Consider the following 13,965-nt stretch of genomic DNA (forward strand, 5'->3'; position numbering starts at 1 on the left):
CGTTTGTTTCGAATATTGTGCATTTCGTTTGTTTCGAATATAAATTGGCTATCTGTCGTACTAGGCGCCGGAATTCTTTTTAACGACTGGAGACAACCCATGACTACCGCCGATCTCGCTCAAGCCATCCTTCCAGATGAAAAAGCGATCACCGCGGCTATTGAGTCAAGCCGCCAGATTGCCGCGTTCGTCTCAACCAAGTTGGATACTCAGCGCATTGAGTTGGTAGATGAAGCCCAGCAACGGCAGACTGTTGAACTGCCAACGTTCGCGCTCAGATTGCTTGGCGATATACTCAACGAGCTGGCCTTGGGCAACACCGTAAAGGTGGTGCCTATCCATGCGGAACTGACCACCCAGGAGGGCGCCGATATGCTCAACGTCTCGCGTCCTCACTTGGTCAAGCTGCTGGATGAGGGGCTAATCCCACACACCAAAACCGGCAGCCACCGCCGTGTAAAATTTACTGACCTAATGGCCTACAAGGCCGATCGTGATAAAGCAAGCCAGGCCGCCATGGATGAACTGGCTGCACAAGCCCAAGAACTTAATATGGGCTATCAATGAGGCACTCACCTTTTACAGTTATCTACGACGCCTGCGTGCTTTATCCAGCACCATTGCGTGACCTATTGATGCATCTGGCTCTGACTGGCGCGTATCGCGCGCGCTGGTCCGAGCAAATCCACGATGAATGGACACGAAACGTGTCAAGAAACCGTCCCGACGTGTCAGAAACACAGCTTTATCGCACAGTCGGACTCATGAATCGGGCGATTCCTGACTCTCTGGTAAATGACTACGAGCCACTTGTGCAGGGGCTTGACCTTCCAGACGAAGACGATAGACACGTCTTGGCAGCAGCGATCAAATGTGGCGCCTCGGTGATTGTCACGTACAACCTCAAAGATTTTCCGGCCGAGATTCTGAAACGTTTTGAGATCGAGGCGTTGCATCCCGATGTATTCCTCTCCGACATCTGGGACCTTGATCAGGCAGCTGTGCTCAAGGCCGTCCAGAAGCAGCGCGCAGCCCTTAACAATCCGGTTTACTCACCCCGCGAGCTGCTGGACATCCTCCTCAAGCAGCGGCTCCCAGAGACCGTCAAGCACCTCTCGAACTACGAGCTGCTGATCTAACCATCTTGACCGGACGCACCTGGCTGAGGCCCTGCAGTACCGTCCCGGGAGTGGTTGAGGGGCGAACCCTGGTGCCCGCCCCCCGGCAGAAACAAGGCTGTCCAGCGCCCTCAATGCCTGAATGAACTTCCCCAGCCGCTTCGCTTTCCATCTACAAAGCGAACGATTTCAGGTGCTCGATGCTCCCACACAGCCAGCAAGGCCGCGGTCCCGTTACCTTCGTGTTGATGCATTTTCTGGGTGGTTCGCACCGAACATGGTCCGCCACGGTCCCTTACCTAGACCGAGCGCATGCCTGCATCGCCCTGAACACACCCGGGTACGGCGATGCCAATGCCGTTACCGGCTATACCGTTGACGAAATGGCCGATCAGGTCGATGCGAGCATCCGTGAGCTTGGGCTCAAGCACTGCATCCTCGTTGGCCACTCGATGACCGGCAAAGTCGCGGTCGTGCTGGCCGCTCGTCGCCCGGACTACCTTCGGGGCCTGATCCTGGTGGCCCCATCGCCTCCCGGCCCCCAGCCGATGAGCGATGAAGACCGCGACCAGCAACGGGCCTACACCGCCAGCCGGGAGCAAGCCGAAGCCTTCGTCGACGACTCGAGCTACCACAGGCTGCCCGATGCGCTGCGCGAAGTCGCCATCGCCGACGCCCAGGCCGTCAACCTTGACGCCTGGCGTGCCTGGGTCGATCACGGCAGTCGCGAGGACTGGAGCGATCGCATCGGCCTGCTGCCCTATCCGGCCCTGCTGATCTGCGGCGCCGATGACCAGCAGGTGCCCGACGCCCAAGAGCAGCGGCGCACCACCTTGTCGCACTTCCCCAACGGCACCTTGCTTACCCTGCCCGGTGCGGGCCACCTGATGCCTTACCAGACCCCTCAGGCATTGGCCGAGCCGATGCTTGATTTCGCAAGACCAATCGCTGCTGAACTTTCCCTGGGAGATCGTTGATGGATTTAGGTTTGAAAAACCGTGTGGCCCTGATCAGCGGCGCAGCTGGCGGCATTGGCCTGGCCACTGCCCACCTCCTCGCCGAGGAAGGTGTGAAGCTGGTGTTGACTGACATCGACCAGGACAAGCTCGAAGATGCCGTCAAGGCGTTGGGCGGTGACCCGTTGCTGATCGCGGCAGACATGACCAATCAGGACGAGGTGAACGGCCTGGTTCGGCAAGCCGAAGAGCGGTTTGGTCAGGTGGACATCGTGGTGCACACCGCGGGTGTAACAGGCGCCAAGGGTGACCCGCTGGAAATGAAGGACGAGGATTACCAGGAAGCCTGGGATACCGACTTCTTCACCGCCGTGCGCGTGGCGCGGGCCACCGTTCCGGCGATGCGCAAACGGGGCTGGGGGCGGTTGGTGTGCATCACCTCCGAGAATGCCGTGCAGCCTTACTGGGAAGAGGCGGTGTACAACGTCGCCAAGGCCGCACTGGCCGCGTTCATCAAGAACCTGTCCTACAAGGAAGCGGCGCATGGGGTGCTGTGCAACACGGTATCGCCGGCATTTATTGAAACCAACATGACCGATGGCATGATGAAGCAGCGCGCCGAAGAGAAAGGCGTGAGCTTCGAGGAGGCCATCGAAAGCTTCCTGGAAGAGGAACGACCCGGCATCGTGCAGAAGCGCCGAGGCAAGCCTGAAGAGGTCGCGGCCGCGATCGCGCTGCTGGTTTCGGAGCGAGCTTCGTTCATCAATGGCAGCAACCTGCGGGTCGATGGCGGCTCGGTGCAAAGCGTCCAGAACTGAGCCTGCACTGGCGCTCGGGCCAAGGCAAGCCCGGACGCGCTGCGACCCAAGCGCCAGATGCGGCATCCAGCTTCCAGGAACGTTAAACTGCGCAGGCCGCCTTTGGCGGGTTCTGTGGAGACGCATTCTTGGAAGACCTCAACTCACTCTACTACTTCACGCAGGTGGTCGAGCACGGTGGCTTCGCCCCGGCGGGTCGGGCGCTGAACATGCCCAAGTCGAAACTCAGCCGACGCATCGCCGAGCTCGAAGAGCGTCTGGGCGTGCGTTTGCTGCAGCGTACCAGCCGCCACTTCGCACTGACCGAGATCGGCCAGGCTTATTACAACCGCTGCCTGGCCATGCGCGTCGAAGCCGAGGGTGCGGCCGAGCTCATCGAGCGCAACCACAGCGAACCACGAGGGCTGGTGCGCATCAGTTGCCCGACCACCCTGCTCAACGCTTGGGTCGGGCCGATGTTGACGCGCTACATGCTCAAGTACCCGCAGGTGGAGCTGTTCATCGAAAGCACCAACCGGCGCGTCGATCTCTTGCATGAAGGCTTCGACATTGCCCTGCGTGTTCGTTTTCCGCCGCTGGAAAACACGGACATGGTGATGAAGGTGCTGAGCGACAGCACCCAGTGCCTGGTAGGCCATCCCCACCACCTGGCGCAATTGCCCGACGGTTTCGATCCTCAGCTACTGGGCACGCTGCCCAGCCTGCATTGGGGCAGTGCCCAGCGGGAGTATCACTGGGAGCTGTCCCGAGACGGTGACAACAACCAGAGCATCGTCATACCGCACATGCCGCGCATGGTCACCGACGACCTGTTCGCCCTGCGCCATTTCGTAGTGGCGGGTATCGGCATTGCGCACCTGCCACGGGTGGCCGTGCGTGACGACCTGGCAGCGGGCCGCCTGGTGGAGTTGCTGCCAGGCTGGTACCCGCGCAGTGGCATCGTGCACGCGATCTTCCCCTCACGACGCGGCTTACTGCCTTCGGTGCGGGCATTGATCGATCACCTGGCGGACGAATTTGCGCTTTGCGACATGGCTTGAGGTTCGAGCCTGCAACGCCCATGGCGAGCGCCCAAAATGTCCCGCCGCTACAGTTTCAGGGGGAGTGGGCGGCTGGTGATGGGGGCGCTCACTGATCGCGATGGGCCGCAAAGCGGCCCCGGCAAGATGAGCTGCCAAGCTGAAATCTTGGTGCCGCTGTGCGGCCCATTGCGGTCGGTTCGTCCCCCCGACAAGGCCGCTTTCACAGAGTTAAGCGGGTTCAGGCCTGCGCTGTACTTGCAGGCTGGCTGCGACGGGTTGCTGCACAGCCCTCAGCATCTCGGCCTAGAAGGCAAAGCACGAGCAACCCAACGCGCCCCAGAACCCCTGGAAGTCATTGACCGGCACGCTGGAATGCCGGGCCTTTTCATGGCTGTGGGCATGGACACCGCACGGGCCCGAGCACTGGTGTGCCATGGCTGCCAGCGAGGGGGTGCCCACGCGCCAGTGGCCGGGCACCTTGGCGACCGGTGACCACTCAGGCAACACAGGCACCTGCGGTGGCCCCAGCTTGTCGAACTCGGCGGCGCCGTACACGACCTTGCCGTCTACCAGGGTGAGCACCGACTCGATACCCTTGATCGCCTCTTCCTCCACCGAGAAGAAATCCTGCGACAGCGCCGCCAGGTCGGCGAGCTGACCGACCTTGATCTGCCCCTTCTTGCCCTGCTCACTGGAAAACCAGGCACTGCCTTGGGTGAACAGCTGCAAGGCCGTGTCCCGGCTCAACCCTTCGGGATACAGTGCCATGCCGCCAACGGTCTTGCCGCTGACCAGCCAGTACAGCGAAGTCCACGGGTTGTAGCTGGACACGCGGGTCGCATCGGTGCCCGCCCCTACCGGCACCCCCATCTCCAGCATGCGCTTGATCGGTGGTGTCTGCTGCGCCGCTTGGGCGCCATAGCGGTCGACGAAATACTCGCCCTGGAAGGCCATGCGGTCCTGAATGGCAATGCCGCCACCCAGGGCGCGTACCCGCTCGATGTTACGGGGCGTGATGGTTTCGGCATGATCGAAGAACCACGGCAAGCCGTTGAACGGTACGTCGCGGTTGACCTTCTCGAACACGTCGAGCATGCGTGTGATCGACTCGTCATAGGTCGCATGCAGACGGAACGGCCAGCGTTGCTCGACCAAGTGCCGCACCACCGGCTCCAGTTCTTGCTCCATGGTCTGCGGCAGGTCCGGGCGCGGTTCCAGAAAGTCTTCGAAGTCAGCCGCCGAGAACACCAGCATTTCGCCCGCACCGTTGTGACGCAGGAAATCGGTGCCACTGTGCAGCTTGACGCTGGCAGTCCACTTGCGGAAATCGTCCAGCTCTTCCTTGGGCTTCTGGGTAAACAGGTTGTAGGCGATGCGCACCGTCAGTTGACCCTTGTCGGCCAGCTCCTGGATCACCGAATAATCGTCCGGAAAATTCTGGTAGCCGCCACCGGCATCGATGGCGCTGGTCAGCCCCAATCGGTTCAGTTCGCGCATGAACTGGCGCGTGGAGTTGACCTGGTATTCGAGTGGCAGCTTGGGGCCTTTTGCCAGCGTGGCGTAGAGAATCATGGCGTTCGGCCGCGCGATCAGCATGCCCGTGGGGTTGCCGAACGTGTCACGCTGGATTTCCCCGCCAGGCGGATTGGGCGTGGTCTTGTCATAGCCCACAGCCTTGAGCGCTGCACGATTGAGCAACGCCCGGTCGTACAGGTGCAGCAGGAACACCGGGGTATCCGGGGCAGCCTGGTTGATTTCCTCGAGGGTGGGCATGCGCTTTTCGGCGAACTGGAACTCGTTCCAGCCACCCACCACCCTGACCCATTGCGGGGTCGGCGTACGTGCGGCTTGGTCCTTGAGCATGCGCAGGGCATCGGCCACCGACGGCACCCCTTCCCAGCGCAGCTCCAAGTTGTAGTTGAGGCCCCCGCGGATCAGGTGCAGGTGCGAGTCGTTGAGCCCGGGAATGACGGTGCGCCGGCGCAGGTCGACAATCTGAGTGACCGTTCCTTTGTGGGCCATGGCCTCGGCATCGCTGCCCACGGCGATAAAACGGCCATCCTTGATGGCCACGGCGGTGGCGTTGGGGTTCTCGCGGTCGACGGTGTGCAGCTTGCCGTTGAACAGAATCAGATCGGCGTCCATAGGGCCTCCTTGGAATGGAGTTCATAGGTCAGGCGCAGCGGCGTCGTCGCGACGCCGCTTGCCTGTCTGGCTCAGCGCTGGAGAAACGCCAGCAGGTCTTCGTTCAGTTGTTGCGCATGGGTCACTGCGAACCCATGCGGCGCACCGGCATACACTTTCAACTCGGCGCCGGCGATCAACTGCGCGGCGCGCTTGCCGGTGGTTTCGAAGGGCACGACCTGGTCGGCGTCGCCGTGAATCACCAAGGTGGGCACGTCGACCTTGGCCAGGTCCTGCCGGAAATCGGTCTGCGAGAACGCCGTCACGCAGTCCAGCGTGGCCTTGAGCGAGGCCAGCAGCGCGATGTTCAAGGTCTGCGTCTGCACGCCCTGGGACACCTGCTGCCCCTGGTTCAGCCCGTAAAACGGGGCCGCGAAGTCGGCGATGAACTGGGCGCGGTCGGCCCGCAGCCCGGCCTCGATCCCTTCGAACACCGACAGGTCCACCCCGTCCGGATTGTCTGCGCGCTTGCCAAATACAGGCGTGACGGCCCCCAGCAGCACCAGCCCGGCCACCCGCCCGGTACCGTGGCGACCGATATAGCGGCTGACATCACCGCCCCCCATCGAAAAGCCCACCAGGGTGACCTCACGCAGGTCCAGGTGCTCGATCAATTGCGCGATGTCATCGGCGAAGGTGTCATAGTCGTAGCCGGTCCACGGCTGGCTCGACCGCCCAAAGCCACGGCGGTCAAAGGCGATGGTCCGGTAGCCGCGGCTGGCCAGGTACTCCATCTGCGTGTCCCACATGTCGGCATCCAGCGGCCAACCATGGCTGAACAGTACCGGCTTGCCAGTACCCCAGTCCTTGAAATAGATCGAAGTGCCATCACGCGTTTGGAACGTGCTCATATCGGTATCTCCTAGTGGTACGTGGAAAAAGGCTTGTTCAGCCGCGCAGCCAATGGGCGCAACGGCGGGTGATCCAGGGCATGATGTAGAACACCATAGGCAAGATGACAAACAGGTTACCGATCAGGGTGCCTCTGACCGGGCCAGCCAGTTGTGGCAAACGTTCGAATAACGGGGCCAGCAGGTGCGGCACCACCAACGTCATCGGGCAGATCACCAGGTACGTCAGCACCGCCTGTTTCCAACGCGGTGGTGGTACGGCGCGGGTGCCGGGTGGGGTGAACCAGAATTCCGGGTCCTCATGGACCTGAGGGCTGTCACCACCGTCGAGCAGCGGCAGCACGTCCCGGACCATCGCCTGGCGTTCTGCTGAGTTGACCCACGCCTGCAACAGGTCGGCGTTGGCGAACCGGACCACGGTGGTGAAGTGTAGACCGCCCTCATCGGGTCGAATGACATTGACGTCCAGGTGCCCCGCCTGGCGGCGGGCGGTGCCTACCGCATGCTTGAGCCACACTTCGTAGTCGTTCAGTGACGCGGCGCGGACCTTGTGCTGGATCACCAGGGTAACCACGTCGCGGTTGTCTTGGGCGGCGGTGTTCATCTGCATTCCTTGGGCTGAGCCTGCCCGCTTGCGCTGGGCAACAGTGGACGGGCTGAACGTTATCGAGGTGTGCGGCCCGGCGGGCACCGGCCGGGGTGCCCGCGGCGATGGGGTTACTTGCTGGCGTTGAAGGCGTTGTAGCTGGTCATCAGGTTGCGGTAGTCAGGGATATGGTTGGAGCACAGTGCGGCCAGGCCCTCGACGTCGTTGCGCCAGTCACGATGCAGTTCGCAGGCTACGCCGAACCAGGTCATCAACTGCGCGCCAGCACGGCTCATGCGGTCGTGGGCGGCATCGCGGGTCATGGCATTGAAGGTGCCGGACGCGTCGGTCACCACGAACACCTCGAATGCTTCCTCCAGGGCGGCCAGGGCCGGGAAGGCCACGCACACTTCGGTGACGACACCCGCGATGATCAACTGCTTCTTGCCAGTGGCTTTCACCGCCTTGACGAAGTCTTCGTTGTCCCAGGCGTTGATCTGGCCAGGACGCGCAATGTAAGGCGCGTCCGGGAACAGGGCCTTGAGCTCTGGCACCAATGGGCCGTTGGGGCCTTGCTCGAAGCTGGTGGTCAGGATGGTCGGCAGGTTGAAGAACTTGGCCAGGTCCGCCAGGGCCAGCACATTGTTCTTGAAGGTGTCGGGCTCGATATCGCGCACCAGCGACAGCAACCCAGCCTGGTGATCGACCAGCAGAACGGCAGCGTCGTCTTTGTTCAGGCGGTTGTATTTGAATTGAGTCATGGCGGTAGCTCCAGTAGTCGTGATTTGCAGTAGGTGGGGTGTTTCGCGTTGATGGGAGAAGATTAAAACCATCCAGTTTTCGGCGGTAGATAGCGTTTTTTGGCTTTAGCGTTCTATTTTATGAACGATGGTTCAGCGCCCTGTAGGGCCGGTTCTATGCAACGCCATGCCCATTGCCTCCTGCGTGAACCTGCTCTATTACTACCGGCAGCCCTTCCCTGTCCCGAGACCATCATGCTGGCGTTCATCCAGTCCTCCCCACTGCTGCTCGGCACCACCTTGTTGTTGCTCGACTTGATCGTTTGGCAGCTGATCCCGGCACAGCGCCATGCCTGGCGAATAGCCGCGCGGCTGACGCTGTTCCTGCTCTTCAGCCTGGTGCTGGTGGCGGCAGGGATGAGCCCGCTACAGCCCGCGCCCTGGGCCGACGACGTTGCCCGCAACTTGCTGGCCACGGTGCTTGCCATCGCATGGTGGCTGTTTGGCGCGCGCACCGTCACGGTGGTTTTCGGCCTGCTGTTGGTGGCGCGCGGCAGCCACGGCGGCCGGTTGCTGCAGGATGTGCTCGGGGCGTTGATCTTCATCGCCGCGGTGGTGGCGGCGGCCGGCTATGTACTGCAATTGCCCGTCAAAGGGCTGCTGGCCACATCGGGAGTGATGGCCATCGTCATCGGCCTGGCCTTGCAGAGCACCCTGGCGGACGTGTTCAGCGGCATCGTGCTCAACACCACGCGGCCCTATCAGATCGGTGACGCCGTTTCCATCGATGGCACGGAGGGCAAGGTGCTGGATATCGACTGGCGTGCCACGCGGCTGCTCACCAGCAGCGGTAGCCTGGCGGTCATTCCGAACTCCGTGGCTGCCAAGGCCCGCTTGCTCAACCATAGCCGTCCAACTGATGTGCATGGCGTGTCGATCAGCGTGGTCGTGCCTGCAAGCGTGCGCCCTGGCAAAGTGTTCGATGCGCTGGAAAAGGCGCTGCGCGGTACCCGTGCGCTCCTCCCTTCACCTGCCCCCAAGGTGGCCGTGAAAACCGCGACGCTCGATTCGGTGGAATACGAAGCCAGCGGTTTCATCGCCGATATGAGCGCCAAGAACGCTACGCGCAACCAGTTGTTCGACCTGGCCCATCGGCACCTGGAAGCGAACGGGGTCATCTGGAACCAGGACCTGGCGACGGCGCCGCGTAGCCGTCAACGGGAGGTGCTGGACGAAGTACGGGTGTTCCGCGCGCTGAGTGATGAAGAGCGCGACGCACTGAGCCAACACATGATCGCCGTTGAGTACCTGGCTGACACAACGATCCTGGAGGTGGGCAAGCAGTCCGAACACGTGCTGGTCATAGGGCGAGGTGTCGTATCAGCGGCGGTGCTGGAAGATGGCAAGCGCCTGGAGGCCGGACGCATGGGCCCAGGTGAAGTACTGGGTATCGACGGGCTCGTCGATGAAGACGACTCGCTGGTGGAGTTCAGAACCTTGACCAGTTGCCTGCTGTATCGCATCGACAAGCAACGAGTCAAAGCGTATCTGCAGCAGCACGGCGATGTGCAGACCGCCTTGGGCAAACTGCAACGCGTCCGACGTCAGGGTCGCGATTCGCTGCTCTTGCACAAGCCTGCTTCCATCAAGAAAGGCGGTTTCCTGAGCTGGCTGCACAAATGACGCGTCACCTGCCGTTGCGGAGCGTTGCCTTACAGCACCACGCGCAGGCACTGGCCGGCGTGGTACAGCGAGAACCCGGACTCGTAGAACGCGGTGCGCAGTGAGGTCGCGCTCACGCCTTTCATGGTCGAGAACGGTATCGGCAGGCTGGCGGCTTCCCCTTTGGACAGAAACTCGGCGAACGCCCGGCCAATGACGGTGCCAGTGGTATTGCCGCGCCCGTTATAGCCGGTGACCGCCACCAACCCTGGGGCGGGTTCGAACAAACGCATCAGGTGGTCGGGCGTAAAGTCGATGCAGCCGGTCCAGTGCATGTCCCATTCGACCTTGCCAAGCGTCGGGTAGTAGTGACGCTGGATACGGTCGGCCCAGCTGCGCACGAACCACGCGGGTTTATTGTCGACCCGGCCCAGGCTACCGAGCAGCAAACGGCCCTGATCATCGCGACGGATACTGCTGAGCACGGTGCGGGTATCCCAGGAGCCTTGGCCGTGAGGGAGTACCTTGTCGGCCTGCGCGCCCTGCAATGGCTTGGAGGCGACCTGGTAGTAATAGCCTTTGAAGAACTGCTTTTGCAGGTTGCTCCAGTCCCCTTCGGTGTAGGCGCCAGTGGAGATCACCACCTTCTCGGCGCGAACCGAACCGCGTGCAGTCTGCACACGCCAGCTGTCACCTTCGCGCGTCAGGCCCTGGACTGCGGACTGCTGGAACAGCTTGCCACCCAGGCGCACCACGGCAGCTGCCAGGCCCTGGGTGTAGCCCATCGGGTTGATGGTGCCGGCGCGCCGGTCCAGCAGGGCGGCGGCGATCTTGTCGGTGCCGCAATATTCCTGGCACTGTGCGCCGGTCAGCAGTTCGACATCGGCACCGCGCCGTCGCCATTGCTCGTGGCGGGCCTGCAGATCGGCGATGCCGGTCGCGTTATGTGCCATGTGCAGGGTGCCCTGGTGCCGCGCCTGACAGTCGATGCCCAGGCGTTCGATCATGGCGAACACATCGGCCGGGGCCTGACCCAGCACCGTGTTCAACCGGCTGCCTTGTTTCTGACCCAGGGTGGCCTCGACATCATCCGGGCGAATCCAGGTACCGGCATTGACCAGACCGACATTACGGCCGGAGCCGCCGTGGCCCACTTTCCAGGCCTCCAGTACGATCACCGACTTGCCCTGCTCGAGCAGGTGAATGGCTGCTGACAATCCGGTAATGCCGCCGCCGATCACGCAGACATCGGCGTGGTACTCCCCCGCCACGGCCTGGACAGTCACGCTCGGCACGGTGACGCATTCCCACAAGCATTCTTGACGCAGTTCGGACATGGCCCGGCTCCCGCAATTTATTCTTGTTCGAGACCGCCGTGCGGCCTTTCGCAGCCAAGCCCGCATGCCCAGATAGCGGTGCAAGCACACCGATCCTGATGGCCGCGGGCTTGGTCGCCCACCAGGGGCCGTGCCCCTGGTTCTACACCATTACGCTGATCAGTCGAACACGATGCCTTGCGCCAGTGGCAACTCACGGGAGTAGTTCACGGTGTTGGTCTGACGGCGCATATAGCCTTTCCAGGCATCTGAACCGGACTCACGGCCACCACCGGTCTCCTTCTCACCCCCGAACGCCCCGCCGATTTCGGCACCGCTGGTGCCGATGTTGACGTTGGCGATACCGCAATCGCTACCAGCCGCGCTCTGGAAACGCTCAGCCTCGCGTAGATCGGTGGTAAAGATGCAGGACGACAAGCCCTGCGGGACTTCGTTGTTCAGCCGCAAGGCTTCGTCGAAGTCATCGTAAGCCAGTACATAGAGAATCGGCGCGAACGTTTCATGGCGCACCACCTCGCTTTGCCCAGGCATTTCGGCAATGGCAGGCGACACGTAATAAGCATTGGGATACTGGTCGGTCAACTGACGCTCGCCCCCGAACACTTGGCCCCCTTCGTCGCGAGCCTTGGCCAGGGCGCCTTGCATGGCATCGAATGAGGCCTTGTCGATCAGGGGCCCAACCAGGTTGTCCTTGCGCGGGTCGCCAATGCGCACCTTGCCGTAGGCGGCCTTGACCCGAGCCACCACTTCGTCCTTGATCGAACGGTGCACGATGAGGCGGCGCAGCGTGGTACAGCGTTGCCCGGCAGTGCCGACTGCCGAGAAGAGAATGCCCCGCACGGCCAGGTCCAGGTCGGCGCTGGGTGCAAGGATCATGGCATTGTTGCCGCCAAGTTCCAGGATGCTGCGCCCGAAACGTGCGGCTACACGCGGCCCGACTTCACGGCCCATGCGCGTGCTGCCGGTGGCACTCACCAGGGCCACGCGGGGGTCATCGACCAGGGCTTCGCCTGCTTCACGGCCACCGATGACCAGCTGCGCGAGACCTGCCGGCGCATCGCCGAAGGCTTTCAACGCCTTGTCGAACAACGCCTGGCACGCCAGGGCGGTCAATGGCGTTTTCTCGGAGGGCTTCCACACCACCGAGTTGCCGGCCACCAGGGCCAGGGCGGTGTTCCAGGACCAGACCGCCACCGGGAAGTTGAATGCGCTGATCACACCGACCACACCCAGCGGGTGCCAGCTTTCGCGCATGTGGTGACCCGGGCGTTCGGAGGCGATGGTCAGGCCGTACAACTGGCGTGACAGCCCCACTGCAAAGTCACAGATGTCGATCATTTCCTGCACTTCGCCCAGACCTTCCTGGGTGATCTTGCCTGCCTCGATCGAAACCAGTTCACCCAGGTCTGCCTTGTGCTCGCGCAGCACTTCGCCGAACAGGCGCACCAGCTCACCCCGGCGAGGGGCTGGCACGCTGCGCCATGCCTCGAAGGCCTGCTGAGCCTGCTCGATGCGCGCGGTAGTCTCGGCTTGACCGAGCAGTGTCACCGAAGCGATCTGGCTGCCGTCGATGGGCGTGTGTACAGCGTAATCGCCTTGCGTGTAAGCCTGGGCAGCAACCCCCAGGCGCTCGAGCAATCCAGCAACCATTGGTGTTCTCCTACATCGGTGGACAGGTTGGATATGATGTGGATCAGTATTAATCCGATCAGTTAAGCGCAACAAACGACCTTTATTCCGCATATCATTCCGTCAGGTAATGACTCGAGCCTTTGAGAACGCTATGTCAAAACGTCTGGTGCCTTCCATGACCGCCCTGCAGTGCTTCGAAGCTGCAGCCCGTCACTTGAGCTTCACCCGAGCCGCCGAAGAGCTGCACTTGACCCAGAGTGCGGTCAGCAAGCAGGTCGCGCAGCTTGAAGACCTGTTGCGTCACCATCTTTTCCTGCGCATTCGCCGACGTTTACAACTCACGCCAGCCGGCAGCCTCTATCTGGCCGAGGTGAACAAGATCCTCACGCAGGTCGATATGTCCAGCCGCTATGTGCTGACCTACGGGGAGCAGACCGAGATCCTGAAGGTCGCGACGCAGCCGAGCTTTGGTGTGCGGTGGCTGATCCCCCACCTCAAGGGCTTCGGCCGGCGGCACAGCAACATTCACTTGGACATCCGCAACGAAATGGAGCCCTTCTCGCTGTTGCAGGGCTCGGCCGACGTCGTGTTCTTCTACGGCCAGGGCACCTGGCCGGGGGCCAGCTGCATCGAGCTGTTCGGTGAAGAAGTGGTGCCGGTGTGCTCGCCAGAGTTACTGGCCGGCCGTGACCTGGCCAGTGCCGAGGCATTGACCGACCTGGTGTTGCTGCAAAGCACTTCACGGCCGGAAGCCTGGCACGAATGGTTCCTGGAGCAGGACCTGCAAAGCGTCAGCGCCTACCACGGCCCACGCTTTGACACCTTCTACATGGCACTGAGCGCTGCCCAGGCCGGCTGCGGGGTAGCGCTGGTGCCGCGCTACCTGGTCGCAAAGGAGTTGGCCGAAGGCAGCCTGGTCATGCCTTGGAACCATGCGATGCGCAGTGCCGGCGCGCACTACCTGGCGTACGCCGAACATGCCGCAGAAGTGCCCAAGGTGCGGGCGCTGGTGGATTGGATCGGTGAGCAGTTGCAGGCCTGATGCTCTAGACAGGCGTA

The 13,965-nt window shown here is 62.2% G+C and carries 13 protein-coding genes; 7 read left to right on the forward strand and 6 right to left on the reverse strand.

Annotation, left to right across the window (positions count from 1 at the left end; all coding sequences use genetic code 11):
* Positions 1–99 precede the first annotated feature (99 nt).
* The 5 genes from NMB38_RS21255 (at position 100) to NMB38_RS21275 (ending at position 3,932) form a co-directional block, all read left to right on the forward strand.
* Positions 100–567, forward strand: coding sequence for a helix-turn-helix domain-containing protein (locus NMB38_RS21255; protein WP_027913402.1), 468 nt, complete (start codon positions 100–102; stop codon positions 565–567).
* A complete protein-coding gene (locus NMB38_RS21260) occupies positions 564–1,139 on the forward strand; it encodes a PIN domain-containing protein (protein WP_345956456.1) in 576 nt (191 codons plus the stop codon). The genes NMB38_RS21255 and NMB38_RS21260 overlap by 4 nt, the downstream gene beginning before the upstream one ends.
* A gap of 179 nt (positions 1,140–1,318) precedes the next feature.
* A complete protein-coding gene (locus tag NMB38_RS21265; RefSeq protein ID WP_345956457.1) occupies positions 1,319–2,095 on the forward strand; it encodes an alpha/beta fold hydrolase in 777 nt (258 codons plus the stop codon).
* Positions 2,095–2,892 (forward strand): SDR family NAD(P)-dependent oxidoreductase, encoded by a 798-nt coding sequence (locus NMB38_RS21270; protein WP_059183535.1) that lies wholly within the window; start codon positions 2,095–2,097, stop codon positions 2,890–2,892. The genes NMB38_RS21265 and NMB38_RS21270 overlap by 1 nt, the downstream gene beginning before the upstream one ends.
* 128 nt (positions 2,893–3,020) lie before the next feature.
* Positions 3,021–3,932 carry a LysR substrate-binding domain-containing protein gene (locus tag NMB38_RS21275; RefSeq protein WP_196110265.1) on the forward strand — a complete coding sequence of 304 codons (912 nt, stop codon included), beginning with the start codon at positions 3,021–3,023 and terminating at the stop codon, positions 3,930–3,932.
* A 285-nt stretch (positions 3,933–4,217) separates the two neighbouring features.
* Here NMB38_RS21275 and NMB38_RS21280 read toward each other — a convergent pair whose 3' ends face one another.
* The 4 genes from NMB38_RS21280 to ycaC all read right to left on the reverse strand — a co-directional run bounded on the left by NMB38_RS21280 (position 4,218) and on the right by ycaC (position 8,296).
* Complete coding sequence (locus NMB38_RS21280; protein WP_345956458.1) at positions 4,218–6,059, reverse strand: amidohydrolase; 1,842 nt, start codon at positions 6,057–6,059, stop codon at positions 4,218–4,220.
* A gap of 71 nt (positions 6,060–6,130) precedes the next feature.
* The gene (locus NMB38_RS21285) at positions 6,131–6,949 is read right to left on the reverse strand and encodes an alpha/beta fold hydrolase (protein ID WP_027913397.1); all 819 of its coding nucleotides are present in this window, start codon (positions 6,947–6,949) and stop codon (positions 6,131–6,133) included.
* 37 nt (positions 6,950–6,986) lie between these two features.
* Positions 6,987–7,553 (reverse strand): antibiotic biosynthesis monooxygenase, encoded by a 567-nt coding sequence (locus tag NMB38_RS21290; protein ID WP_345956459.1) that lies wholly within the window; start codon positions 7,551–7,553, stop codon positions 6,987–6,989.
* A 113-nt stretch (positions 7,554–7,666) separates the two neighbouring features.
* Entirely contained in the window at positions 7,667–8,296 is a 630-nt protein-coding gene (gene ycaC, locus NMB38_RS21295) for an isochorismate family cysteine hydrolase YcaC (RefSeq protein ID WP_023532859.1), read from the reverse strand.
* 234 nt (positions 8,297–8,530) lie between these two features.
* Here ycaC and NMB38_RS21300 point away from each other — a divergent pair, with 234 nt between their 5' ends.
* The gene (locus NMB38_RS21300; RefSeq protein ID WP_027913394.1) at positions 8,531–9,958 is read left to right on the forward strand and encodes a mechanosensitive ion channel family protein; all 1,428 of its coding nucleotides are present in this window, start codon (positions 8,531–8,533) and stop codon (positions 9,956–9,958) included.
* Between the two features lie 29 nt (positions 9,959–9,987).
* On the opposite strand, the gene amaA is transcribed toward NMB38_RS21300, so the two are convergent.
* Complete coding sequence (gene amaA, locus NMB38_RS21305; RefSeq protein ID WP_027913393.1) at positions 9,988–11,274, reverse strand: L-pipecolate oxidase; 1,287 nt, start codon at positions 11,272–11,274, stop codon at positions 9,988–9,990.
* Positions 11,275–11,433: 159 nt separating this feature from the next.
* Positions 11,434–12,924 (reverse strand): L-piperidine-6-carboxylate dehydrogenase, encoded by a 1,491-nt coding sequence (gene amaB, locus NMB38_RS21310; RefSeq protein ID WP_028686768.1) that lies wholly within the window; start codon positions 12,922–12,924, stop codon positions 11,434–11,436.
* Between the two features lie 133 nt (positions 12,925–13,057).
* Between amaB and NMB38_RS21315 the strand changes: the two genes are divergently transcribed.
* Positions 13,058–13,948, forward strand: a complete 891-nt coding sequence (locus NMB38_RS21315; RefSeq protein WP_049695297.1) for a LysR family transcriptional regulator — start codon at positions 13,058–13,060, stop codon at positions 13,946–13,948.
* The last annotated feature ends 17 nt before the right edge of the window (positions 13,949–13,965 follow it).

The organism is Pseudomonas sp. FBCC-B35 (assembly GCF_059133755.1).

Excerpts from the sequence above, each read along its gene's own strand:
- NMB38_RS21255 (WP_027913402.1), top strand. The coding sequence starts at position 100 with ATGACTACCGCCGATCTCGCTCAAGCCATCCTTCCAGATGAAAAAGCG.
- NMB38_RS21260 (WP_345956456.1), top strand. The coding sequence starts at position 564 with ATGAGGCACTCACCTTTTACAGTTATCTACGACGCCTGCGTGCTTTAT.
- NMB38_RS21265 (WP_345956457.1), top strand. The coding sequence starts at position 1,319 with ATGCTCCCACACAGCCAGCAAGGCCGCGGTCCCGTTACCTTCGTGTTG.
- NMB38_RS21270 (WP_059183535.1), top strand. The coding sequence starts at position 2,095 with ATGGATTTAGGTTTGAAAAACCGTGTGGCCCTGATCAGCGGCGCAGCT.
- NMB38_RS21280 (WP_345956458.1), bottom strand. The coding sequence starts at position 6,059 with ATGGACGCCGATCTGATTCTGTTCAACGGCAAGCTGCACACCGTCGAC.
- NMB38_RS21285 (WP_027913397.1), bottom strand. The coding sequence starts at position 6,949 with ATGAGCACGTTCCAAACGCGTGATGGCACTTCGATCTATTTCAAGGAC.
- NMB38_RS21290 (WP_345956459.1), bottom strand. The coding sequence starts at position 7,553 with ATGAACACCGCCGCCCAAGACAACCGCGACGTGGTTACCCTGGTGATC.
- ycaC (WP_023532859.1), bottom strand. The coding sequence starts at position 8,296 with ATGACTCAATTCAAATACAACCGCCTGAACAAAGACGACGCTGCCGTT.
- NMB38_RS21300 (WP_027913394.1), top strand. The coding sequence starts at position 8,531 with ATGCTGGCGTTCATCCAGTCCTCCCCACTGCTGCTCGGCACCACCTTG.
- amaA (WP_027913393.1), bottom strand. The coding sequence starts at position 11,274 with ATGTCCGAACTGCGTCAAGAATGCTTGTGGGAATGCGTCACCGTGCCG.
- amaB (WP_028686768.1), bottom strand. The coding sequence starts at position 12,924 with ATGGTTGCTGGATTGCTCGAGCGCCTGGGGGTTGCTGCCCAGGCTTAC.
- NMB38_RS21315 (WP_049695297.1), top strand. The coding sequence starts at position 13,058 with ATGTCAAAACGTCTGGTGCCTTCCATGACCGCCCTGCAGTGCTTCGAA.